Raw genomic sequence first — 24,738 nt, forward strand, 5'->3', positions numbered from 1 at the left:
ATCAGGTTTGTTTTAAAAGAAGATCACCACTAAGCATGTTGATCATCGTGTTGATCTAAATTGATTGTTTTATGATTGTCGAATAATGGAAAAAACTTATTTATGATAATTCTTTGTGATGAAGATGAAGTTCTACGCGCAAGATAATTGTATTTCTGATTACCGCACTTAATAATCATTCGAAGATGTAAATTTTGTACAGAGGTCGAAGAGCATGGCTGATAACGTTGAAAATATTTGTCCGCAATGTAGCAGCTTATTAAGTTGGAAAGATCACGGCTATTTTTGCGATTTTTGCCAACAACAAGTTGAGAAACATGTATTTTGTCCTGATTGCAATGAGCAGTTAGAAAGATTACAAGCGTGTGGTTCTGCAAGTTATTTTTGTAATCATTGCAATGAGTTAAAGTCTAAATCTCGGGTTAAGGTACAATTTGAAATGCGTGCTGAGACACGCTAAATAGAATGTATAAAAAATGGCGCTAAATAGCGCCATTTTTGTTAACAGATACTATGGTTATTTGATAACACAGGAATGGATATCACCATCCGTTACTGTGGTGATAAGTTTATCACCATGCTGAACTTGTGATGTATTTCTGATTAGATCACCTTGCTCATTTCGAGTAATAGAATAACCACGGGCCAAAGTTGCGAGGGGGCTTACTGTTTCTAGTTTTTCTGCAGCTACCGCTAATTTATGTTTTGCATTTAGCAGCTTACGGTCTAAAGCATCATAGAGTCTTCGTTCACTCCGCTCTAAATTTCGTTGTGCATTGCTTACTAACGTAGCGGGGGAGTAAAGTGATATTTTATAGTTATTACTATCGATATGTTGTTGATGCTTTTGTAATTTTTTCTGCATCGCTTGAACTAAGCGTTGACTAATTTCATCAAGATGTTGCTGCTGCTGATTTAAACGAAGCTGTGGATGCTGACGCTCTAAACGGTGTTGTAGTTGAGTTGCTTGGCGCAAAGAGTGTGATAAATACGACCTGACGGCATGGCGCAATTGTTGTTTTTTACGATCGAGTAATTGTGTTTGGTGAGTCATATCGCGACTGATCAACTCAGCGGCAGCAGAAGGTGTTGGTGCACGGACATCGGCAACAAAATCTGCGATAGTGACGTCGACCTCATGACCAACCGCACTGACAATGGGGATCTGGCTAGCGGCAATGGTTCGCGCGACAATTTCTTCATTAAATGCCCAAAGATCTTCCAGTGAACCGCCACCTCGACCGACAATTAATACATCACATTCCTGCCTAGCATTGGCTCGACCAATCGCTTGTGCAATAGAAATTGCAGAGCCTTCGCCTTGTACCATGGTTGGATAAATCACAATGGGTAAACTCGGATCGCGACGTTGCAAAACGTGTAAAATATCGTGCAGAGCCGCGCCTGTTTTTGAGGTAATAATACCTACTCGTTTAGGTTGTTCTGGCAGCGTTTTTTTGAGTGATTGCGCAAATAAACCTTCCGCTGCTAACGACATTTTTAATTGTTCAAATTGCTGTTGTAAGCGACCATCGCCTTCTGGCTGCATACTTTCAATGATCAGCTGATAATCACCACGTGGTTCATATAATGACAAACGCGCCTTAACTAATACTTGATTACCATTGGCAGGTTTAAAGGTCACATGTCGATTACTGCCTTTAAACATGGCACATTTAACTTGGGCACGTGAATCTTTCAGGGTGAAATACCAATGACCAGAAACGGGCATCGAAAAATTAGATAACTCACCAATAAGCCACACTACACCCATTTCATTTTCAAGTACGAGACGTACTTGTGCATTTAAGCTAGAAACCGTGTAAATACGACTATTCGTTTGGCTTTGAGGGGAAAAAGTGGTCACTAGGAATGGTACCTGCTATCGAATGAAGTAGTAGGCAGGCGGTCAAAATAAAACCGAATAAGACATAAAGTATACAGGCAGATCAATGGACAGATCTTGGCCGTATTTCCTTGACCGCATCACCGGATAGTTAACCGAAATATATTACTTATCAATTAAAATGTGTCAAGAAAAAAAATTAAAAAAAATCTAGCCAAACGTTTGCTTCATACGTATAATTCGACCGCAATATTTTATCCTTCTTTAAACCCCTATTCGGTGTGAGATATTGCAATGTTACGAATTAAACAAGAAGCTTTAACCTTCGATGATGTTTTGCTGGTTCCTGCCCATTCAACCGTTCTACCTAACACTGCCGATCTGCGCACTCAACTGACAAAAGATATTTCTCTTAATATCCCAATGGTGTCAGCGTCAATGGATACTGTGACTGAAGGCCGCTTAGCTATCGGTCTTGCTCAAGAAGGTGGTATCGGTTTCATTCACAAAAATATGTCTATCGAACAGCAGGCGGATCAAGTTCGCATGGTGAAAAAGTTCGAAGCAGGTGTTGTTTCTGAACCTGTGACTGTTAAACCTACCGCAACGATTGCTGATGTTAAGCGATTAACAGAGCAGAACGGTTTTGCTGGTTACCCTGTAGTAACAGATAGCAATGAGTTAGTTGGTATTATTACAGGTCGTGATGTTCGATTTGTTACTGATCTTTCAAAGACAGTTGAAGAAGTGATGACATCTAAAGCAGATTTAGCATCGGCTAAAGAAGGCGCATCTCGTGAAGAAGTTGAAGCTATCATGCAACAACACCGTGTTGAAAAGGTGTTACTTGTTGATGATGAATTCCGCCTTAAAGGCATGATTACTGCAAAAGACTTCCAAAAAGCAGAACGTAAACCTAATGCTTGTAAAGACGAGCGCGGCCGCTTACGTGTAGGTGCTGCGGTTGGTGCTGGTGCTGGTAATGAAGAGCGTGTAGCTGCTTTGGTTGAAGCTGGCGTAGACGTACTGCTTATCGATTCTTCACACGGTCACTCTGAAGGCGTTCTACAACGTATTCGTGAAACGCGTGCGGCATTCCCTAATCTTCCAATTGTTGGCGGTAATGTCGCTACGGCTGAAGGTGCACGTGCTCTTATTGAAGCAGGTGTGAGTGCAGTAAAAGTTGGTATCGGCCCTGGTTCAATCTGTACAACTCGTATTGTTACAGGTGTTGGTGTTCCACAAATTACCGCAATTTCAGAAGCGGCATCTGTTGCTGATCAATACGGTATTCCTGTTATTGCTGATGGCGGTATTCGTTACTCTGGTGATATGTGTAAAGCGATTGCCGCTGGTGCATCATGTGTAATGGTAGGTTCTATGTTTGCTGGTACTGAAGAAGCGCCGGGTGAAGTTGAACTATACCAAGGTCGTTCATACAAATCATACCGTGGCATGGGTTCACTAGGCGCAATGTCAAAAGGTTCTTCTGACCGTTATTTCCAAACTGATAATGCGGCTGACAAATTGGTACCAGAAGGTATTGAAGGCCGTGTTGCTTATAAAGGTTACCTAAAAGAAATCGTTCACCAACAAATGGGTGGCTTACGCTCAAGCATGGGCCTAACGGGCTCAGCAACGATTGAAGATCTTCGTACTAAAGCTGAATTTGTACGTATTTCAGGGGCTGGCATGAAAGAGTCACACGTTCATGATGTGACTATTACTAAAGAAGCACCTAATTACCGTATGGGTTAATTGTTACCCACTCATCTTTGGGTTTAACGATTACGTCAGTAAGAAATAACATCGGGAGCAGAGCCTTTGCTCCCAATATATAAAATTATTCGAGAACATTCACTAATGACCATGACCACAAATATTCATGAACAACGTATCCTTATTTTGGACTTTGGCTCTCAATATACACAGCTAATCGCCCGTCGTATTCGCGAAATTGGTGTGTACTGTGAACTTTGGAGCTGGGATGTTGATGAAGCCGATATCCGTGAATTTGCGCCAAACGGTATTATTCTTTCTGGTGGTCCTGAAAGTGTAACGGAAGCCGGTTCTCCACGTGCACCACAATATGTATTTGAAGCTGGTGTACCTGTATTTGGTGTGTGCTACGGCATGCAAACAATGGCTGAGCAGTTAGGCGGTAAAGTTGCAGGTTCATCTGAGCGTGAATTTGGTTACGCACAAGTTAAAATTGTTGAACCAACACATTTCCTTGAAGGTATTCAAGACGCAACAGCCGAAGACGGCACATCATTAATGGATGTGTGGATGAGCCATGGCGATAAAGTGGTAGAAATCCCGTCAGATTTTATCAAAATTGCAGAAACAGAAACGTGCCCATTTGCAGCAATGGCGAATGAAGAGAAGCGTTTTTACGGTGTTCAGTTTCACCCTGAAGTGACGCATACACGTCAAGGTATGAAGTTAATTGAGAACTTCGTAATGAATATCTGTGGCTGTGAAAAGCTATGGACATCAGCAAATATCATTGAAGATGCTATTGCTCGTATTAAAGAGCAAGTGGGTGACGATGAAGTGATTCTTGGCCTTTCTGGCGGCGTAGACTCATCAGTTGTTGCTATGCTTATTCACCGTGCGATTGGCGACAAGCTAACGTGTGTATTTGTTGATAACGGCCTGCTTCGTTTAAATGAAGGTCAACAAGTGATGGACATGTTTGGCGACAAGTTCGGTCTAAACATTGTTCATGTACAAGCTGAGGATCGTTTCTTATCTGCACTTGCAGGTATTGATGAGCCAGAAGCGAAGCGTAAGAAAATTGGTCACGTATTCGTTGACGTATTTGATGAAGAATCTAAGAAACTAAAAAATGCGAAGTGGTTAGCGCAGGGGACGATTTACCCTGATGTGATTGAATCTGCAGCATCGAAAACAGGCAAAGCACACGTGATTAAATCTCACCATAACGTAGGTGGTCTACCTGACGATATGGAAATGGGTCTAGTTGAGCCATTAAAAGAGTTATTTAAAGATGAAGTACGTAAGATTGGTCTAGAACTAGGCTTACCTTACAACATGCTTTACCGCCACCCATTCCCAGGTCCAGGTCTAGGTGTACGTGTACTAGGTGAAGTGAAGAAAGAGTACTGTGACTTACTACGTCGTGCAGATGCAATCTTCATTGAAGAGCTTCATAAAGCCGATCTTTACAACAAAGTATCACAAGCATTCACCGTGTTCCTACCTGTTCGTTCTGTAGGCGTAATGGGTGACGGTCGTAAATATGATTGGGTTGTATCGTTACGTGCAGTAGAAACAATCGACTTTATGACAGCACACTGGGCACACCTGCCTTACGACTTCCTTGGCAAAGTATCGAACCGTATTATCAACGAAGTCGATGGTATTTCTCGTGTGGTTTACGATATTTCAGGTAAGCCGCCAGCAACGATTGAGTGGGAATAATCTCTCTTACTGAAAAATACTGAGCAAACATCAAACCCTAGTAAGGTGACTTACTAGGGTTTTTTATTGCTCATATTTTATAGATATCCATTCAAATGAAGATGAAAATGAGGAAAGACATGCTTCACGTAAGGTTACTTGTTGGAGGGGATTTTCTAGAGGTATAACTAAGCGATTGAGACTTGTTTTGTATTTGTTGGTGCTTATGTTTTTAATTGTTTATTGAGTTGTTGCTTTATTGTTTATGGTTAATGCTTGGTTACAATCTTCCGTAATAAGGTTTAGTTATTCGTTAGGTGATATGGCTTTTTTTTTATTGTATTTCGCTACAATCACCCGACCTAAATTCAGCCGTAGTAGCTGAAAGGCAAAACAATGAGACTTACTAAAGTAAGTCCACTTTGCAGACGTAACCAATATGGGGGCACGGAGTTGCCATGAACGAAAAAACATTAAATCAAGCACCGAAGCCATCAAGTGCTATGGATAAGTTTTTAAATGGTATTGAGCGAGCAGGTAATAAGATCCCAGATCCTGCTTTATTATTCTTTTGGGGATTAATCGCAGTTTGGGTACTTTCCGCGATTATGTCTCAGTTTGACTTTGGTTTAGTTCACCCTGTTACACAACAAGTTGTACAAGTAAACAATCTTTTAACAGGTGATGCGTTGGCGAGTTTCCTTGCCAATATGGTGAAGAATTTCACTGGCTTTGCCCCATTGGGTATTGTACTGGTGGCAATGTTAGGTGTTGGTGTTGCTGAAGCTTCTGGCTTTATCAATACTGGCCTAAAGAAGATGCTGAATGTGACCCCTGCTAAACTATTAACGCCAATGTTAATTTTAGTTGCGATTGTTTCACATACTGCAGCTGATGCGGGTTATGTTCTGGTTATTCCACTAGGTGGTATTATTTTCCATGCGGCAGGTCGTCACCCATTAGCGGGTATTGCGGCTGCATTCGCTGGCGTATCAGGTGGTTTCTCAGCAAACTTTATTCCGTCTGGTATTGACCCATTACTTGCAGGCTTTACCCAAGAAGCTGCACGTATTATGGATCCTAGCTACATTGTGAACCCACTAGCGAACTTAATGTTCACTGGTTTATCATCTATCGTGATCATTGGTATCGGTTGGTACATTACAGATAAAGTGATTGAGCCTCGTTTAAGTAAAACAGCTATCGATGAAGATGCGGAAGAAGCACCTGATATGGGCTCTTTCACTGAACTTGAAAGCAAAGCATTTTCTTACGCGGGTTGGGCAATGGTTGCTGGTATCGTACTATTAGTTGCAGCGGTATGGCCAGAATCGTCACCACTGCGTTCCCCAACGGGTGAAATAGCAGCGTTTAATGCACCGGTAATGCAATCAATCGTACCGCTAATCTTTATCCTGTTCGTGATCCCTGGGATCATTTACGGTCGCGTTGCTGGTACCTTTAAGCAAAGCAGCGATGTAATTAAAGCGATGTCTACTACAATGGCTGGTATGGCAGGCTTTATGGTCATGGTCTTTTTCATCGCTCAGTTCCTAGTAGCCTTTACCCAATCTAACCTGGGAACGCTATTAGCACTATCTGGCGCGCAGTTACTGCAAGAAATGAATTTGCCAGGCCAGATAACGATTGTGGGTATGATTTTATTAACGGCGAGTGTTAACTTGTTAGTGGGTTCTGCATCGGCAAAATGGGCACTGATTGGTCCTATCATGGTTCCAATGCTAATGGCGGTAGGAATTTCTCCAGAATTAACGCAAGCGGCATACCGTGTTGGTGACTCTGTATCTAACATCATTTCACCAATGATGGTGTTCTTCCCATTGGTTGTTGTTTACATGCAACGTTATGTGAAGAGTTCTGGTATCGGTACATTAGCGTCAATGATGATGCCATACTCAATTGCAATGTTAGTTGGTTGGACAATTTTCTTACTTGCTTACTGGGCGTTAGGCATTCCTCTAGGTGTACAAGCGCCATACACATACAGCTTATAATTTAAGTGACTGAACATTTAAATTTGAGCAGATAAAAGAAAAGCCTCGCTAAGAATAGTGAGGCTTTTTTCTATTTAGCATCTGAAGATATTATGTGAATACTTCAGTATGACACGCATACTCATTACTTGTTGAAGTGCTCTACGTGGAAACGTAAGTGATCTTCAATAAATGTTGCCATAAAGTAGTAGCTATGGTCGTAACCATCTTGCATGCGAATTTCTACCGGGTAGTTATTTGCTTTTGCAGCGGCAGCTAGACTTTCGGTACGAAGTTGACCTTCAATGTAGAAGTTGTCATGAGTACCTTGATCAACCAGCATTGGCAGTTTTTTCTCAGCTTTACGAATTAACTCGCTTGAATCGTATTGCTTCCACGTTTCAGTGTTGCTACCTAAGTAACCAGTGAAGGCTTTTTGACCCCAAGGACAATTCATTGGATTAGCAATTGGGCTAAATGCAGATACTGAAGAAAAACGCTCAGGATTACGCATCGCAATCATCAATGCGCCATGTCCACCCATTGAGTGGCCACTGATTGCACGCTGATCTGATACAGGGAAGTGCGCTTCAACTAATGCTGGTAGCTCATTAACAATGTAATCGTACATGTTGTAATGACGATTCCAAGGTGCTTCTGTTGCGTTCACGTAGAACCCAGCACCTAAACCAAAATCATAGCTACCTGCAGGATCATCTTCTACACCTTCACCGCGTGGGCTAGTATCGGGTGCAACAATGGCAACACCTAATTCTGCTGCGATACGTTGAGCGCCCGCTTTTTGCATGAAGTTTTCATCAGTACACGTTAAGCCTGATAACCAGTAAAGTACTGGTACTTTTTGTCCTGCAGCCGTTTGTGGTGGTAGGAAAATAGCAAAACGCATATCGCAATTAAGTACTTCTGAGCGGTGTGTATATTGTTTATGCCAACCGCCAGCAGTTTTATTACAGCTAATGTTTTCTAAAGGCATGGGATGCTCTCTCAGTCAGATTAGGCGCAGAGATAGGGTACAGAAGATGATCTCTGCGCATTAATTATTATGTAATTATATTCTTATTTATCGAAGTGGATAATAGTACGGATACTTTTACCTTCGTGTAGTAGGTCGAATGCTTCGTTGATTTTGTCTAAGCCCATATTAAATGAGATAAAGTCATCAAGTTGGAATTCACCTGCCATGTAACGATCAACGATACCTGGAAGCTCTGAACGGCCTTTAACACCACCGAATGCAGAACCACGCCATACACGACCTGTTACTAGTTGGAATGGACGAGTAGAGATCTCTTGACCTGCGCCAGCCACACCGATAATTACTGATTCGCCCCAACCTTTATGACAACACTCAAGTGCAGAACGCATTACGTTTACGTTACCAATACACTCGAAAGAGTAATCAACACCGCCGTCAGTCATTTCAACGATCACTTCTTGAATCGGCTTGTCGAACTTCATTGGGTTGATGCAGTCAGTTGCACCTAACTTACGTGCTAATTCGAATTTTTCTTCGTTGATATCAACAGCGATGATGCGGCTTGCTTTCGCCATAGTTGCACCAATAATCGCTGCTAGACCGATACCACCAAGACCGAATACAGCAACAGTGCTACCTTCTTCAACTTTCGCTGTATTAAGTACCGCACCCATACCTGTTGTTACACCACAGCCTAGTAGACAAACTTCTTCTAGTGGTGCTTCTTTGTTGATTTTCGCTAGTGAAATCTCAGGAAGAACAGTGTACTCAGAGAATGTTGAACAACCCATGTAATGGAAGATAGGTTGACCATCTTTGTAGAAACGTGTTGTACCGTCTGGCATTAAGCCTTTACCTTGAGTTTCACGTACTGCCTGACAAAGGTTTGTTTTGCCAGATAGACAGTACTTACACTTACCACATTCTGCTGTGTAAAGTGGAATAACGTGGTCGCCTACTTGAAGATCGGTAACGCCTTCACCAATCATTTCAACAATACCGCCGCCTTCGTGACCAAGAATTGCAGGGAAGATACCTTCTGGATCATCACCTGATAGTGTGAATGCGTCAGTATGACATACGCCAGTTGCAACGATGCGAACGAGAACTTCACCTGCACGAGGAAGCATTACATCAACTTCTTCAACAGAAAGTGGTTGGTTTGGACCCCATGCAATCGCAGCTTTTGATTTGATAAATTTATCAGTCATTATAATTCTCTTCTATTTGTTCTACGTTGTTATTGATATTCGTAGAGAGTAATTAAGTTTAATCGAAATTTCTCTGTCTCGATTCGATGAAGACTATTGTATTTATTTCTGAATAAATGATAATTAGGTTAAAGTGCAAATAACTTTTACCTAACAGTAATAATGACTGTTATTGGTATCAAAATATAGGTAAGTAAGATGTTCCTATGGGAAGGCGTAACAGAATTTGTAGCTGTAGCTGAAACTGAAAGTTTTACAGCGGCATCTAAACGATTAAGTATTTCAACTGCGCAAGTGAGCCGACAAGTCAGTGCCTTAGAGAATCGACTTAATACGAAATTATTCTATCGTACTACGCGTAAGGTGTCATTGACCGAAGAAGGCAATGTGTATTACCAGCACTGTCGTCAAGTGATGGACGGTTTGGAAGAAGCTGAACGCGCATTAAGTAACTTACGTGGAACACCTCAAGGCTTAATTAAATTAACGGCTCCTGTCACCTACGGTGAAAAATATATCATGCCGTTAGTGAATGATTTCATGCTGCAATACCCAGAACTTGAAGTGGTTATTGATATGACCAATAGACAGGTTGATTTAGTTGAAGGTAGCTTTGACTTAGCGATTCGTCTTGGTCGTTTGACAAGCTCTTCAATGATGGCAAAACGTTTAACTTCTCGTACGATGTATGTTTGTGCGTCTCCTGATTATCTTGCAAGATTTGGTGTACCACATTCACTTTCTGAATTACGTCACCATAACTGCTTGATCGGAAACTATGATCATTGGCGTTTTCAAGAATCAGGCAAAGAGAAAAGTGTTAGAGTCTCTGGGAATTTAAACTGCAATAGTGGTTACGGTTTACGTGATGCGGTATTAAAAGGGATCGGTATAGCGCAGTTACCTGATTACTATATTGATAAAGATTTAGATTCGGGTGCCATTGTTCCTATTTTGACTAACTACCAAGAGCCAGATGAAGGGATTTGGGCGCTGTATCCACATAACCGTCACCTATCACCTAAAATAAGAATGCTGGTGGACTTTTTGGCCGAGAAATTACCGCGAATTAGCCATTACGACGTATAAGCTAAAATGTATTTTTGACTGAATATGTAAATGATGACGATACAAGTAGAACCAAACGACGAACACTTTATGCGCCGTGCGATAGAGCTCGCAGCCAAAGCAGAAGAAGAAGGTGAAGTACCTGTTGGGGCCGTTGTTGTTTATAACGGTCAAGTGGTGGGTGAGGGCTGGAACCGATCTATTGGTCAACATGATGCCACAGCGCATGCAGAAATAATGGCGTTGCGACAAGCGGGTAAAGTGCTAGAAAATTACCGTTTAATTGATACTACATTGTATGTCACTTTAGAGCCTTGCCCAATGTGTGCAGGAGCTATGGTGCATTGTCGTGTGGGAAAGGTCGTTTACGGTGCTGATGATCTAAAAACAGGGGCGGCTGGAAGTACCATGAATTTACTTAGCTATGATGGCGTCAATCATCATGTAGAGCAAACATCAGGCGTATTAGTCGAGGAATGTCGTGCTCAGCTACAAGCTTTTTTTAAACGTCGACGAGCAGAGAAAAAAGCGGCAAAGCTATTAGCTAAACAACAGATGGCGAATGATCAGTCGCTTTAACCTATCGCCTAACAACGGAAAAGAAAAAGCTCAGGGATAACCTGAGCTTTTTTGTTTTTAAATTTTATATTGTGGGCGATTTATTTTGAGGTCGAGACCGAAATCGCAGCTGAGGTTGCTGTCGCCTGAGAAGGGCTAGTTAGGGTGTTTCTTGCCGCTGATGAAGTTTGTATTAGTTTATTCGGTAATGTGATGGTCTGTAATCCATTAATAATCGTGACATCATCACCATCATAATTGTCGCTATGCGTCTGCTCAAAACCAATAATACTTTGGTAATAACGGCGGATCCCTTCAACATAGTTAACCGCTTCTGTACCGCGCGCATACCCATAGCGAGTTTGCGTGTAATACTTTCGCTGTTGTAATAGTGGCAAACGTTGCTTTACATCAGCCCATGTATTGGGATTACCATGTTGTGCTTTCGTTAGACGACGAGCATCCATCATATGACCGAATCCAATATTGTATGAGGCAAGAGCAAACCAAACTTTCTCGTGCTCATCAATACTGTCAGGCACACGGGCAACCATTTTTCTCAAATACTCGGTACCTCCACGAATACTTTGCTCTGGATTGAGGCGATCAGTAACACCAACAGATTTCGCAGTTGGATTGGTCAGCATCATCATGCCACGAACGCCTGTTGGAGAAACCGCTTGTGGATCCCAATGCGACTCTTGATAAGCAAGAGCGGCAATTAAACGCCAATCAAACTCGTTAGCATACTTTTTAAATAGCCCTTGCCACTTAGGCAATTTATTATCGAGTGCGCGTAAAAATGCACGAGTGTCAACGTAATCAAATTGTTCGACATGGCCGAAGTATTTCTCTTCTAGCTGTGCTAATTCACCGCTTTGTTTTATATGACCAAAAAATTCAATTAAGAGGGCATATAAGCTGTCATTGTTACTGTCTTTGACAAACCAGCTAATAGGTTCATCTTCAGTTAGTTCAAGTGCGATTGCTAATTCAGGATGAGTTCGTTGTAGTAGGGCAACATCAACAGAATCGGCAACGGTATAATCTAACTCGCCATTAGCGACTTTACGTAATAGGTCATCGATATCGGTTTCTTTGATCGATTGCCATGTTAGGTTGGGATATTTTTTCTTGAGCTCTTCTAATTTACGTTCATGACTAGAGCTAGCTACAACAGCTAACGAACGGTCAGTATTGGCTAATTCTTCAATATCGCGAGGGCGGCGTTTCCCTTTCTTATAAACAACCACTTGGCTGGCATAATAATAAGCAGGAGCAGGGTGAAAACCTTGCAAACGTTGAGGCGTTACCGTTAATCCTGCTGCAACAATATCAATATCGTCATTTTTTAAAGCAGGGAATAAGCCCGAGAGGGTAAACATGGTTTGCATTTCCAGCTTTACGCCTAGCTCTTTAGCAAAACGTTGAGCTAATTCATAATCTAGGCCTGTTGGTCCATCAGCCCCTATATAATAAGACAGCTGATTATTTAACGTACCTACACGTAATACACCGCTTTCACGAATGCGCTCTAAAGGATCAAGCGGTTTTTCTTGCCATTGGCAACCACTTAATAATAAAGCAAGCATTAATGATATGAGTACACGGTATATATTGGTAAGAGATTGAAGGTATATCAACAAAGCTAACCTAACTTAAAAATGAGCTGTCATTTATATCAAAGTGAACGGTAGTGGAAAAGCTGAACCCTGTCGTTGGATGTGTTAATTCACGGATTGAAACAAAAAAATAGTCTCCTTTTGTTTTATCGGTTAGTTTTTGCTCAAAAAATCGGGCTAATGTCAAAATTACTGATAAATTCAGGATGTTTGAAAAAAAAACACGCAAACGGTTGCGTCAGGTGTTACGTCACAAAAAAAAATCGCTTATACTGCGCGGGTGCGAAATCGATTATTCATCTATTTAGTCAATAATCAGGGATAAATCAGAGGTGACATTGACGTAATTACCCCATTTTTTGGGAGTTAGGCCAATATTACTTTTCTTTAACCGCTAATCGAGAGACGTTTGCACATGGAAATTTTGCGTGGTTCACCCGCACTGTCTGAGTTTCGCGTTAATAAGCTACTTGAGCGTTGCCGCGAATTCGATCTGCCTGTGTCAGGTATTTATGCTGAGTTTATGCACTTTGCTGATGTATCTGCTGCCCTTACTGCTGATGAGCATAGCAAACTAGCGAGTCTTTTAACTTACGGTCCAACGATTGCAGAGCACGAGCCTTGTGGCACCTTGCTACTTGTTACCCCTCGTCCGGGGACAATTTCTCCTTGGTCATCAAAATCGACCGATATTGCCCGTAATTGTGGCTTAAAATCAATTAAGCGTCTTGAACGTGGTACCGCATATTACATTGAATCAACTTGCGAGCTATCAGCATCACAATTAGCGCAAGTCAAAGCGTTAATCCACGATCGCATGATGGAAGTGATTGTTGGCGATTTTGAAGCCGCGGCTGCTTTATTCAAACAAGCAGAGCCAGCACCGGTGAAAAGCGTTGATATCCTTGCTGGTGGTCGCCAGGCATTAGAGCAAGCCAACCTTACGTTAGGACTTGCCTTAGCTGAAGATGAAATTGACTACTTAGTTGAGAACTTCACCAAACTAGGTCGAAATCCAAATGACATTGAGTTGATGATGTTTGCTCAGGCGAACTCAGAGCACTGTCGACATAAAATCTTTAATGCAGATTGGACTATTGATGGTGTTGATCAAGACAAGTCATTGTTCAAGATGATCAAAAATACCTATGAGCAAAACCATGAGCACGTATTGTCGGCGTATAAAGACAATGCAGCAGTAATGGAAGGCTCAAAAGTAGGGCGTTTCTTCCCCGATCCAGAATCTCGTCAATATAACTACCACCATGAAGATACTCATATCTTAATGAAGGTAGAAACGCATAACCACCCAACCGCTATTTCCCCATGGCCGGGCGCATCAACAGGTTCGGGCGGTGAAATTCGTGATGAAGGTGCAACGGGTATTGGCGGTAAACCTAAAGCAGGTTTAGTGGGCTTTACTGTCTCTAACCTTAAAGTTCCGGGGTTTGAACAACCTTGGGAAACTGATTTTGGTAAACCAGACCGCATTGTTACAGCGCTTGATATTATGCTTGAAGGCCCACTTGGCGGCGCGGCATTTAATAATGAATTTGGACGTCCAAACCTATTGGGTTACTTCCGTACTTACGAAGAAAAAGTGACGTCGCATGCCGGTGAAGAAGTACGTGGTTACCATAAGCCAATTATGATCGCGGGTGGTATGGGTAATATCCGTGCTGATCACGTACAGAAAAAAGAAATTCCAGTTGGCGCGAAGTTAATTGTTCTTGGCGGCCCTGCAATGAATATCGGTCTTGGCGGTGGTGCTGCTTCATCAATGGCATCAGGTCAATCGGCAGAAGATCTGGATTTTGCTTCTGTACAACGTGAAAACCCAGAAATGGAACGTCGCTGTCAGGAAGTGATTGATCGCTGTTGGCAGCTGGGTGACGCTAACCCAATTGCCTTTATTCACGATGTGGGCGCGGGTGGTATTTCAAACGCTTTACCTGAGTTGGTTGATGATGGCGAGCGTGGTGGTAAATTCCAACTTCGTGATGTTCCTAACGATGAACCAGGTATGAGCCCGCTAGAGATTTGGTGTAACGAATCTCAAGAGCGTTATGTTATGGCCGTTGCACCAGAACATATGGCGGTTTTCGATGCGATTTGTCAGCGTGAACGTGCGCCGTATGCCGTTGTGGGTGAAGCGACAGAAGAGCGTCATTTAACCTTAGAAGATAGCCATTTCGACGATACGCCAATTGATATGCCAATGGATATTCTATTGGGCAAAGCGCCGAAAATGCACCGTGATGTAAAATCACAAAAAGTAGAAGGCCAAGCGATTGACCGCAGTGGTATTGACTTAGTTGAAGCGACGCAGCGTATTCTCCGTCTGCCAGCTGTGGCTGAAAAAACCTTCCTTATTACAATTGGCGATCGCACAGTTACCGGCTTGGTTGCACGCGATCAAATGGTAGGTCCATGGCAAGTACCTGTTGCTAACTGTGCAGTTACTGCTGCTAGTTACGATACCTACCATGGTGAAGCGATGTCTATGGGTGAGCGTACACCTGTTGCATTACTCGATTTTGGCGCATCTGCACGCTTAGCTGTCGGTGAAGCGGTTACTAATATTGCGTGTAGCGATATTGGTGATATGAAGCGTATCAATCTTTCGGCTAACTGGATGTCACCAGCAGGTCACCCTGGCGAAGATGCTGGCTTATATGAAGCCGTGAAAGCGGTCGGTGAGGAGTTATGTCCAGCACTTGGTTTGACGATTCCTGTTGGTAAAGACTCAATGTCAATGAAAACCAAGTGGCAACAAGACGGTGAAGAGAAAGAAGTGACGTCTCCATTGTCGCTGATTATCACTGCATTTGGTCGTGTTGAAGATGTGCGTAAAACCGTGACACCTCAGCTGCGTACAGATAAAGGTGATACAAGCCTATTATTAGTCGATTTAGGTTGTGGTAAAAACCGCCTAGGTGCAACAGCACTGGCGCAGGTTTACAAGCAATTGGGTGATAAGCCTGCTGATGTAGATAGTCCTGAATTACTGAAAGGCTTCTTCTATGCAATGCAATCGTTAGTACGTGATGAAAAACTACTCGCTTACCACGACCGTGGTGATGGTGGTTTATACGTCACGCTAGCTGAAATGGCATTTGCAGGCCACACGGGTATTGAAGTTGATATTAATACTGGCAGTGAAGATGCAGTTGATGATGTATTAGCCTCGCTATTTAACGAAGAGTTAGGTGCCGTTATTCAAGTACGTACTGATGATCTTGATTTTGTTCAGTCGGTACTTGCAGCAAACGGTCTTGAAGCATGCAGCCATATTTTAGGTACTGTGGTTGAAGAAGATGTTGTTCGTATTTGGAATGGCAATGATTTAGTGCTAGAGCAAAACCGTACCGAACTTCGTGCTGTATGGGCTGAAACTACTTACCAAATGCAAGCGATGCGTGATAACCCAGCTGGCGCATTGCAAGAATTTGAAGCCAAGAAAGATACCCAAGATCCTGGTTTAAATGTCAAGCTGACGTTTGATATTAATGATGATGTAGCGGCTCCATTTATTGCCCCTGCGATTAATCTTGGCGCTAAACCGCAAATGGCGATTTTACGTGAGCAAGGGGTTAACTCTCACGTTGAAATGGCGGCAGCCTTTGATCGTGCAGGCTTTGATGCGAAAGATGTTCATATGAGTGACATTTTAGCGGGTAACGTGAAACTTGATGGTTTCAACGGCTTAGTTGCTTGTGGTGGTTTCTCTTACGGTGATGTATTAGGTGCGGGTGAAGGTTGGGCGAAGTCAGTATTGTTTAACAATATTGCGCGTGATCAATTTGAAGCTTTCTTTAACCGTAATGATACGTTGGCATTAGGTGTTTGTAACGGTTGTCAGATGATGTCTAACCTTCGTGACTTAATTCCAGGTGCTGATTTATGGCCGCGTTTTGTACGCAATGAATCTGAGCGTTTTGAAGCTCGTTTTAGCTTGGTTGAAGTACAACAAAGCCCATCATTATTCTTTAACGAAATGGCAGGCTCTCACATGCCAATTGCGGTATCTCATGGTGAAGGTCGTGTTGAAGTGCGTAATGCTGATCATCTTGCTGCATTAGAGCAAACCGATATTGTTGCACTACGATATATTGATAACTACGGTAAGCTAACAGAACAGTACCCTGCGAACCCTAATGGTTCACCAAACGGTATTACCAGTGTGACGACAACAGATGGCCGTGTAACCATCATGATGCCGCACCCTGAGCGTGTGTTTAGAACCGTTGCAAACTCATGGCACCCAGATGACTGGAGTGAAAATAGCCCATGGATGCGTATGTTTAGAAATGCGCGTGTTAATTTAGGTTAATAAAGAACAGCGTTGAAGAATCAAAAAACCGCCAGAAATGGCGGTTTTTTATTCTTCTTGTATAAAAATCACTTTTTCAACCCTTTAATTGATAATAATCACATTAAAAATTGAAAATAGACGGTTATAATTGGGGAATAAGATGTAATGGAATTTTTATTGCGATAAAGGATTATATATGGGAGAAGGTATTCCCAGAGTTTTACGTTTATGTATTGCATCCCAAATACTGGCAGTGCTGGTTGCGCTGAGCATTTTTCGTCAATTCGACCGATTTGACCAATTTTTTACTACCTCTCAAATAGTTATAGTGCCAAATATTATCGTTTTACTGGTCTTATTTTCTGGCGTGTTGGCAATTATTGGTTTACTAAAAGGCCAAAAATGGGGATTTCTTCCTCTGTATTTCTACATACCTGCTGCAACGATGTTTCTTAATATCAGTATTATTCCGATACTCCCCGAACTTGTCCTTAGTATTTATCGCAATCAGGTGATCTTAGGGCTAAATAGTGTAGTTTTAGTGTATTCAGTTTTTTTATTATTGCGTAGGATGGATCGAAACTTACTGCATGAAGTTTAAATAAATTTAAATTTGTCTGTAGGATCTGCGATAATGAGAGCAATTAAATCAATTGCTTGTAAGTAAAAATATTACTTCTGCTCAGTAAAGGATGATGAGAATGAAAAAAATTGAAGCGATAATTAAGCCATTTAAGCTTGATGACGTTCGTGAGGCATTAGCGGAAGTAGGTATTACTGGCATGACTGTGTCTGAAGTGAAAGGGTTTGGACGTCAGAAAGGCCATACCGAATTATACCGTGGCGCAGAATACATGGTCGATTTTTTACCTAAAGTGAAAATTGAAATTGTTGTCACTGATGAAGTAGCAGAGCAATGCATTGATACGATTGTTGAAACGGCACAAACAGGTAAGATTGGTGATGGTAAAATCTTCATGTTTGATATTGAACGTGTAGTGCGTATTCGTACCGGAGAAGAAGACGAAGACGCGATTTAAGTTGTATAAGAATACAAAAAAGGGGCATTACATTGACTGTAATGCTCCTTTTTTATTGCTAATTCACATCAGGGACCACAGGGTTATATCGGCCTGGTTTGTAGTTCATTGCAAGGACAATATTTAGGGTAATTGCACCAAGAATTGAAAGCAATAAAGTGGTTGGGGTAACAAAGAAAAAGGATGCAACCAAGATACAGATATCTATCGACATTTGGATTTTTCCTGCTGAAATACCAAATTTATCTTGAAGGAATAAAACCAGAACATTAAATCCACCAAGACTGGTGTGATGACGGAATAATATCAGCATACCAAGCCCCATCAATAAGCCACCAATCACTGCGCAGTAAATTGGATTAAGCCAACTGATAGCTAATACATGGTGAAGGTTATCCACCATAATAGAGACCAATGCACCAGATAAGACGCTGCTAATAGCAAAAGATTTGCCCATTCTAAACCATGCCATTAAATAAAACGGACAGTTCATTAAAAAATACAGCTTACCAAAAGAGATATCGACAAAATGGGTGAGTAGTAACGCGAGTCCTGTCGTGCCTCCCGTTAATAACTGGCTTTGCTGTAGAAAAAATATGCCCTGAGCAACAATAAATGTCCCCGTTAAAATAGCGATCATATTTTCATGAACAGGATGTTTAATACGACTCAATGGAACAACTCCTTGTAAATAATAAAGCCATAGTAAGAGGGAATAAGAATTTATAAAAGTTTACGTGTGAAAAGCACTTTTTAGCGTTGTAATTTATTTTTTACACTGTTGTAAATAATTTTATTGTTAAAATACTTGCCATCTATATTTGATTTAAAATCGAGCCATGAATCGTATATCAAGATGAAAATTATTCATGCTCTATTGAAAATAAACCGAGTTAATCATTAAGAAAAAGAACAATTAGGACTACCTGATTTAGATCAATTTATGTAAGATAGACGATAATTAACAAGCAAGACGAAAACGTTTGCGTCTACGTGGCGCCTAGCATTGCGATTTTTCAGTTTTTGCTCAAAATGGTATTTAACTTAGCTGAGTTAGGAGATACAGATGCTAAAGCGCGATATGAATATTGCTGATTATGATGCGGAACTATTTGCAGCCATTCAGGAAGAAACAGCTCGTCAGGAAGAACACATCGAGTTGATTGCTTCTGAAAACTATACAAGCCCACGTGTAATGGAAGCGCAAGGCTCTCAGCTAACAAACAAATATGCTGAAGGTTATCCAGGCAAGCGCTATTACGGTGGTTGTGAGTTTGTTGATAAAGCCGAGCAACTGGCTATCGACCGTGCTTGTCAGCTATTTGGTGCAGAATACGCGAACGTTCAGCCTCACTCAGGCTCACAAGCGAACAATGCTGTTTACATGGCACTTCTGAATGCTGGCGATACCGTACTAGGTATGAGTCTTGCTCACGGCGGTCACTTAACTCACGGTTCACCTGTAAACTTCTCTGGTAAGCTTTACAACGTGATCCCATACGGTATCGATGAAAGCGGTCAAATTGATTACGCTGAAGTTGAAGCGTTAGCGCTTGAGCATAAACCAAAGATGATCATCGGTGGTTTTTCAGCTTACTCTCAAATTGTTGATTGGAAACGCATGCGTGAGATCGCAGACAAAGTTGGCGCGTACTTCTTTGTGGATATGGCGCACGTAGCGGGTCTGATTGCAGCGGGTGTTTATCCTAACCCAGTTCCACATGCACATGTTGTTACAACAACAACGCACAAAACACTAGCAGGTCCTCGTGGTGGTCTTATCCTATCTAATGAAGGTGAAGATCTTTATAAGAAGCTGAACTCTGCAGTATTCCCTGGTGGTCAAGGTGGCCCTCTAATGCATGTTATTGCGGCAAAAGCAGTCGCATTTAAAGAAGCAATGGAGCCAGAATTTAAAGACTACCAAGCACGTGTTGTTGAAAACGCAAAAGTAATGGTAGGTGAATTCCTAGAGCGCGGTTACAAGATTGTTTCTGGTAGCACTGAAAACCACTTATTCCTTGTTGATTTGATCGATAAAGGTATCACTGGTAAAGAAGCCGATGCAGCACTAGGTGCCGCTAACATCACAGTTAACAAAAACAGTGTACCAAATGACCCACGTAGCCCATTTGTAACATCAGGGATCCGTGTTGGCACACCGTCTATTACTCGTCGTGGCTTTACTGCTGATGATGCGCGTCAACTTGCAGGTTGGATGTGTGATGTTTTAGACAATGTTGATAACGAAGAAGTTATTGCAGAAACAAAAGCAAAAGTTTTAGATATTTGTAAGCGTCTACCTGTTTACGCTTAATCTACTTAGATGCATTAAGTAACATAACTGTCGAGTTATGATGATAAAGGCTTACCACTAGGTAAGCCTTTTTTATATTTTGCGCTTTTTCGGAGTGAACAATAAACCGACTATTCGTGGCTTTTTAATCAAAATGAGTAGAAAAACAGGGTGAATATTCTCATTAACGGTTTTAAATGAGTTACACTGAAGCGATTAAATGTAGGAGGCTAAATGCATTGTCCTTTTTGCGGTGCGAATGACACCAAAGTAATCGATTCACGATTGGTTGCGGATGGCCACCAAGTGCGCCGACGCCGCCAATGTTTAGCTTGTAATGAACGTTATACGACCTTTGAAACGGCCGAATTGGTAATGCCTCGTGTGGTGAAAACCAATGGCAATCGTGATCCGTTTAATGAAGAAAAACTTCGAGGTGGTATTCAACGCGCATTAGAAAAACGCCCTGTGAGTACGGATGACATCGAGCGTGCGATTAATAATATTAAAACTCGTTTACGCGCAACTGGAGAGCGAGAAGTGCCTTCAGAGATGATCGGCAACTTAGTGATGGAAGCATTAAAAGAGCTCGATAAAGTCGCCTATATTCGCTTTGCATCGGTTTACCGTAGTTTTGAAGATATTCGTGAGTTTGGTGAAGAAATAGCCAAACTAGAACGTTAAGCTGAGTGTAATGTTTACTAACCTTGATACACGATTAATGCTACGCGCTATTCAGTTAGCTAAACGTGGTTGTTTTACAACAGCGCCAAACCCGAAGGTGGGTTGTGTTATTGCTAATGGCGATGAAATCCTTGGTGAAGGTTTTCATTTTCGCGCGGGAGAATCCCATGCGGAGGTGTTTGCATTAAAACAAGCAGGTGCGCGCGCGAAAGGTGCAACAGCCTATGTCACTTTAGAGCCCTGCTCTCATTACGGACGCACACCACCTTGCGCTGAAGCATTAATTAAATCAGGCGTAAGTAGAGTTATTTGTGCCATGGTTGATCCTAACCCGTTAGTGGCTGGATGTGGCGTTGAAATGTTGCAAAAAGCGGGGGTAGATGTGCAAGTAGGGCTTCTTAAAGAAGAGGCTCAAGCCATTAATAAAGCGTTCATTAAACAAATGACAACCAAGATGCCGTATGTTGAATTAAAACTGGCATCAAGTCTTGACGGTAAAACAGCGTTAGCGAACGGTGAAAGTAAATGGATCACTGGGCCTTATGCTCGTGCTGATGTTCAACGTCATCGTGCGCAAGCTGGTGCAATATTATCAACCAGTGCCACTGTTATCGCTGATGATCCATCACTGAATGTGCGTTGGAGTGAGTTGGGTACACAGATTCAAGATGAATATCCACAAGCAGATGTTCGTCAACCTATTCGCGTTATTATTGACAGCCAAAACCGATTAACCCCGGCATATCAGTTATTTCACCTTCCGGGAGAAACGATTTTGGCACGCGCAGAAATAGGTAATGAAGATTGGCCTGACTCCGTGTCTCAGTGGATAATTCCTACCCGAGAAAATAGCCAACAACTCGATCTCACATTACTCATGCGTAAGTTAGCAGAAAATGGCATAAACCATATTTGGGTTGAAGCTGGCGCTGGGCTTGCGGGTGGATTACTTGAAGCACAATTAGTTGATTGTTTGATTTTATATCAGGCCCCAAAATTAATGGGGGCTGATAGTCGTAGTTTAATGAATTTATCGCCATTAACCGCGATGGATCAAGTTATCGATCTGAATATTACAGATCTACGTATGGTTGATTGTGATGTAAAAATTACAGCCACCGTTAAACGCTGTTAATCAATAGAATAAAGAAGCAAGGACTCTCCATGTTCACCGGTATCATTGAAGCAATTGGAACCATTACCGCTTTAACACCTAAAGGCGCTGATATTTCTGTCACTGTCGACTCAGGCAATCTTGATCTGTCCGATGTTAAATTGGGTGACAGTATTGCGACAAATGGGGTGTGCTTAACTGTGGTTAAATTGACAGGTAAAGGCTATGTTGCTGATCTGTCATTAGAAACCTTAAAACGTACTGCCTTTGCTCATTATCAGGCTGGTCAGGTCGTCAACTTAGAAAAAGCGATGTTACCGACGACGCGTTTTGGCGGTCATATGGTATCTGGTCATGTTGATGCTGTTGCTGAGATTATTGAACGTCACCATACGGGACGCGCTATTGAGTTTTGGGTAAAAGTACCCGCGCATTTAGCGAAATATATCTCAGAAAAAGGCTCGGTTGCGGTTGATGGGATTAGCTTAACGGTGAATGAAATTAATGGTGATGAATTTAAGTTAACCATTGTTCCGCATACAGCATTAGAAACAACAATGGACGCATTCAAACCAGGCCGAATGATAAATCTTGAAGTAGATGTGATTGCCCGCTATTTAGAGCGTTTAATGTTGGGTGATAAAGCTGCAGATAAAAAACCGCAAGTCACAATGGATTTATTAGCGAGAACGGGTTTTCTTGGCTAAATATGATGATTAGCTAGTCAGCTAAGGTACATAAGAATTAAGGGTAGTGTTATGGCTTTAAGCAGCGCAAAAGAAATTATTGATGATATTCGTCAGGGCAAAATGGTTATTCTGATGGATGATGAAGATCGTGAAAATGAAGGCGATCTGATTATTGCATCTGAAAAAATTACACCTGAAGCTATTAATTTTATGGCGACCTATGGTCGTGGTCTAATTTGTCTGACACTGAGCAAAGCCCGTTGTCAAAAATTGAACTTGCCTTTAATGGTTCAAGAAAATACCGAACAGTTTGGCACACCTTTCACTGTTTCTATTGAAGCAGCTGAAGGGGTAACTACGGGTATTTCAGCCGCTGATCGTTCTCGCACAGTACAAGCAGCCGTTGCAGCAAATGCGACTGCAGCTGATATTGTTATGCCGGGCCATATCTTCCCATTAATGGCACAAGAAGGTGGCGTATTAACCCGCGCAGGTCACACTGAAGCGGGTTGTGATGTTGCGCGTTTAGCTGGCCTTGAGCCATCAAGTGTGATTGTTGAGATCTTAAATGAAGATGGCACGATGGCACGTCGCCCGCAGCTTGAAGTGTTTGCGGAAAAACATGGCCTTAAATTAGGTACAATTGCTGATCTGATTGAATACCGTAATAATCATGAAACCACGATTGAGCGTGTAGCTGAGTGTCGATTACCAACAGAGTTCGGTGAGTTTGAGATGATCACTTACCGTGACAAGATTGATAACGAAGTGCACTATGCGCTGCGTAAAGGCAATATCAAAGCGGGTGAAGAAACGCTTGTACGTGTTCACTTGCAAGATACGTTTAAAGATATTCTGCAATCAGGTGCAACGCAATGGACGCTGCCTGCAGCAATGAAGCGCATTAGCGAAGAAAATGGTGTATTGGTTATTTTAAGTAAACAAGAACCAACTGATGCCATTATTCATAAAGTGAAAAATATTGCTGCGGAAGAAGCAGGTCAACCTAAGGTGAAAGTGACACAGAAAGATCCGTCTCGCCAAGTTGGTGTAGGCTCACAAATTCTTTCTGATTTAGGCGTAAGTAAAATGCGTTTATTGTCATCAAGTACGCAACGTTATCATTCACTATCAGGTTTTGGCTTAGAAGTCGTTGAGTATATTTGTGATTAAATTCACCAAATGTTAGACGCTAGTGATAAAATAACTGATATCTGCGGTAGCTAAAGACAATTATTATTTTTAACTACCGCTTTCAATACTGTTTATTGGTCGAATCAAGGACAGATAAGCAATAAATATTAACAAATCTGTTGAAACCGACGGTTGTCCATAGCAGAGATATTGCAAAGTGTGATAGACTCCCGCGGTTTCTCAAACCGGAAAGACATAGTCACAGGAAGGCCCATGAAGGTAATTGAAGGCGCCATCGCGGCACCAAACGCAAAAGTTGCTATCGTAATTGCACGCTTCAACAGCTTTATTAACGAAAGCTTACTTTCAGGTGCATTAGATGCGCTGAAACGTCAAGGACAGGTTAGCGAAGACAACATTACTGTTGTTCGTTGTCCTGGTGCTTACGAGCTACCACTTGTTGCTCAACAGGTTGCTAAAAGCGACCGTTATGATGCAATCGTTGCTCTAGGCTCAGTTATTCGTGGCGGTACACCGCACTTCGATTATGTTGCCGGTGAGTGTAATAAAGGTCTAGCACAAATCGCACTTGAGTATAATACTCCAGTTGCTTTTGGTGTTTTGACTGTAGATTCTATTGAACAAGCCATTGAGCGTGCCGGTACCAAGGCTGGTAATAAAGGGGCAGAGGCTGCACTAAGCGCGCTCGAAATGGTTAATGTCCTGTCCCAAATCGAATCCTAA

General features: G+C 42.0%; 20 protein-coding genes. 15 read left to right on the forward strand and 5 right to left on the reverse strand.

Annotation, left to right across the window (positions count from 1 at the left end):
* Positions 1-214: 214 nt before the first annotated feature.
* Positions 215-460, forward strand: a complete 246-nt coding sequence (locus C9J42_RS00190; RefSeq protein WP_045150963.1) for a zinc ribbon domain-containing protein — start codon at positions 215-217, stop codon at positions 458-460.
* Positions 461-517: 57 nt separating this feature from the next.
* Here C9J42_RS00190 and xseA read toward each other — a convergent pair whose 3' ends face one another.
* A complete protein-coding gene (xseA, locus tag C9J42_RS00195; protein WP_107290608.1) occupies positions 518-1,867 on the reverse strand; it encodes an exodeoxyribonuclease VII large subunit in 1,350 nt (449 codons plus the stop codon).
* Positions 1,868-2,140: 273 nt separating this feature from the next.
* On the opposite strand from xseA, the gene guaB reads away from it, so the two are divergent.
* The 3 genes from guaB to C9J42_RS00210 all read left to right on the forward strand — a co-directional run bounded on the left by guaB (position 2,141) and on the right by C9J42_RS00210 (position 7,287).
* The gene (guaB, locus tag C9J42_RS00200; RefSeq protein WP_107301578.1) at positions 2,141-3,604 is read left to right on the forward strand and encodes an IMP dehydrogenase; all 1,464 of its coding nucleotides are present in this window, start codon (positions 2,141-2,143) and stop codon (positions 3,602-3,604) included.
* A 111-nt stretch (positions 3,605-3,715) separates the two neighbouring features.
* On the forward strand, positions 3,716-5,293 hold the full coding sequence (guaA, locus tag C9J42_RS00205) for a glutamine-hydrolyzing GMP synthase (protein ID WP_107301634.1): 1,578 nt from the start codon (positions 3,716-3,718) through the stop codon (positions 5,291-5,293).
* A 437-nt stretch (positions 5,294-5,730) separates the two neighbouring features.
* A complete protein-coding gene (locus C9J42_RS00210) occupies positions 5,731-7,287 on the forward strand; it encodes an AbgT family transporter (RefSeq protein WP_107205404.1) in 1,557 nt (518 codons plus the stop codon).
* Positions 7,288-7,411: 124 nt separating this feature from the next.
* Here C9J42_RS00210 and fghA read toward each other — a convergent pair whose 3' ends face one another.
* Together fghA and C9J42_RS00220 are read right to left on the reverse strand one after the other, a co-directional pair.
* Positions 7,412-8,260 (reverse strand): S-formylglutathione hydrolase, encoded by an 849-nt coding sequence (fghA, locus tag C9J42_RS00215; protein ID WP_045129331.1) that lies wholly within the window; start codon positions 8,258-8,260, stop codon positions 7,412-7,414.
* Between the two features lie 83 nt (positions 8,261-8,343).
* Entirely contained in the window at positions 8,344-9,474 is a 1,131-nt protein-coding gene (locus C9J42_RS00220; protein WP_005370059.1) for an S-(hydroxymethyl)glutathione dehydrogenase/class III alcohol dehydrogenase, read from the reverse strand.
* Between the two features lie 198 nt (positions 9,475-9,672).
* Between C9J42_RS00220 and C9J42_RS00225 the strand changes: the two genes are divergently transcribed.
* Entirely contained in the window at positions 9,673-10,563 is an 891-nt protein-coding gene (locus C9J42_RS00225; protein WP_107205406.1) for a LysR substrate-binding domain-containing protein, read from the forward strand.
* A gap of 30 nt (positions 10,564-10,593) precedes the next feature.
* Positions 10,594-11,121 (forward strand): tRNA adenosine(34) deaminase TadA, encoded by a 528-nt coding sequence (gene tadA / locus C9J42_RS00230; protein WP_107205407.1) that lies wholly within the window; start codon positions 10,594-10,596, stop codon positions 11,119-11,121.
* An 80-nt stretch (positions 11,122-11,201) separates the two neighbouring features.
* On the opposite strand, the gene mltF is transcribed toward tadA, so the two are convergent.
* Complete coding sequence (gene mltF, locus C9J42_RS00235; protein WP_107245682.1) at positions 11,202-12,692, reverse strand: membrane-bound lytic murein transglycosylase MltF; 1,491 nt, start codon at positions 12,690-12,692, stop codon at positions 11,202-11,204.
* Positions 12,693-13,137: 445 nt separating this feature from the next.
* On the opposite strand from mltF, the gene purL reads away from it, so the two are divergent.
* The 3 genes from purL to glnB all read left to right on the forward strand — a co-directional run bounded on the left by purL (position 13,138) and on the right by glnB (position 18,077).
* Positions 13,138-17,055, forward strand: a complete 3,918-nt coding sequence (purL, locus tag C9J42_RS00240; RefSeq protein WP_107287228.1) for a phosphoribosylformylglycinamidine synthase — start codon at positions 13,138-13,140, stop codon at positions 17,053-17,055.
* A gap of 178 nt (positions 17,056-17,233) precedes the next feature.
* Positions 17,234-17,638, forward strand: coding sequence for a hypothetical protein (locus C9J42_RS00245; RefSeq protein WP_107287229.1), 405 nt, complete (start codon positions 17,234-17,236; stop codon positions 17,636-17,638).
* Positions 17,639-17,738: 100 nt separating this feature from the next.
* Positions 17,739-18,077 (forward strand): nitrogen regulatory protein P-II, encoded by a 339-nt coding sequence (glnB, locus tag C9J42_RS00250; RefSeq protein ID WP_006646656.1) that lies wholly within the window; start codon positions 17,739-17,741, stop codon positions 18,075-18,077.
* 58 nt (positions 18,078-18,135) lie between these two features.
* Here the strand turns inward: glnB and C9J42_RS00255 are convergent, their stop codons facing one another.
* Entirely contained in the window at positions 18,136-18,750 is a 615-nt protein-coding gene (locus tag C9J42_RS00255) for a YitT family protein (protein WP_107205411.1), read from the reverse strand.
* A gap of 393 nt (positions 18,751-19,143) precedes the next feature.
* Here C9J42_RS00255 and glyA point away from each other — a divergent pair, with 393 nt between their 5' ends.
* The 6 genes from glyA (at position 19,144) to ribE (ending at position 24,738) form a co-directional block, all read left to right on the forward strand.
* A complete protein-coding gene (gene glyA / locus C9J42_RS00260; RefSeq protein ID WP_107205412.1) occupies positions 19,144-20,394 on the forward strand; it encodes a serine hydroxymethyltransferase in 1,251 nt (416 codons plus the stop codon).
* Positions 20,395-20,607: 213 nt separating this feature from the next.
* Positions 20,608-21,057: a transcriptional regulator NrdR gene (gene nrdR / locus C9J42_RS00265; protein ID WP_107205413.1), complete on the forward strand. Its 450-nt coding sequence runs from the start codon at positions 20,608-20,610 to the stop codon at positions 21,055-21,057.
* Between the two features lie 10 nt (positions 21,058-21,067).
* The gene (gene ribD, locus C9J42_RS00270) at positions 21,068-22,192 is read left to right on the forward strand and encodes a bifunctional diaminohydroxyphosphoribosylaminopyrimidine deaminase/5-amino-6-(5-phosphoribosylamino)uracil reductase RibD (protein ID WP_107287230.1); all 1,125 of its coding nucleotides are present in this window, start codon (positions 21,068-21,070) and stop codon (positions 22,190-22,192) included.
* A gap of 29 nt (positions 22,193-22,221) precedes the next feature.
* Positions 22,222-22,878: a riboflavin synthase gene (locus C9J42_RS00275; protein ID WP_105060781.1), complete on the forward strand. Its 657-nt coding sequence runs from the start codon at positions 22,222-22,224 to the stop codon at positions 22,876-22,878.
* A 51-nt stretch (positions 22,879-22,929) separates the two neighbouring features.
* Positions 22,930-24,033 (forward strand): bifunctional 3,4-dihydroxy-2-butanone-4-phosphate synthase/GTP cyclohydrolase II, encoded by a 1,104-nt coding sequence (ribBA, locus tag C9J42_RS00280; RefSeq protein WP_107287231.1) that lies wholly within the window; start codon positions 22,930-22,932, stop codon positions 24,031-24,033.
* Between the two features lie 234 nt (positions 24,034-24,267).
* A complete protein-coding gene (gene ribE, locus C9J42_RS00285; protein ID WP_006646664.1) occupies positions 24,268-24,738 on the forward strand; it encodes a 6,7-dimethyl-8-ribityllumazine synthase in 471 nt (156 codons plus the stop codon).

It is taken from the genome of Photobacterium sp. GB-56 (genome assembly GCF_003026105.1).
In the GTDB taxonomy this organism is placed as follows: Bacteria; Pseudomonadota; Gammaproteobacteria; order Enterobacterales; family Vibrionaceae; genus Photobacterium.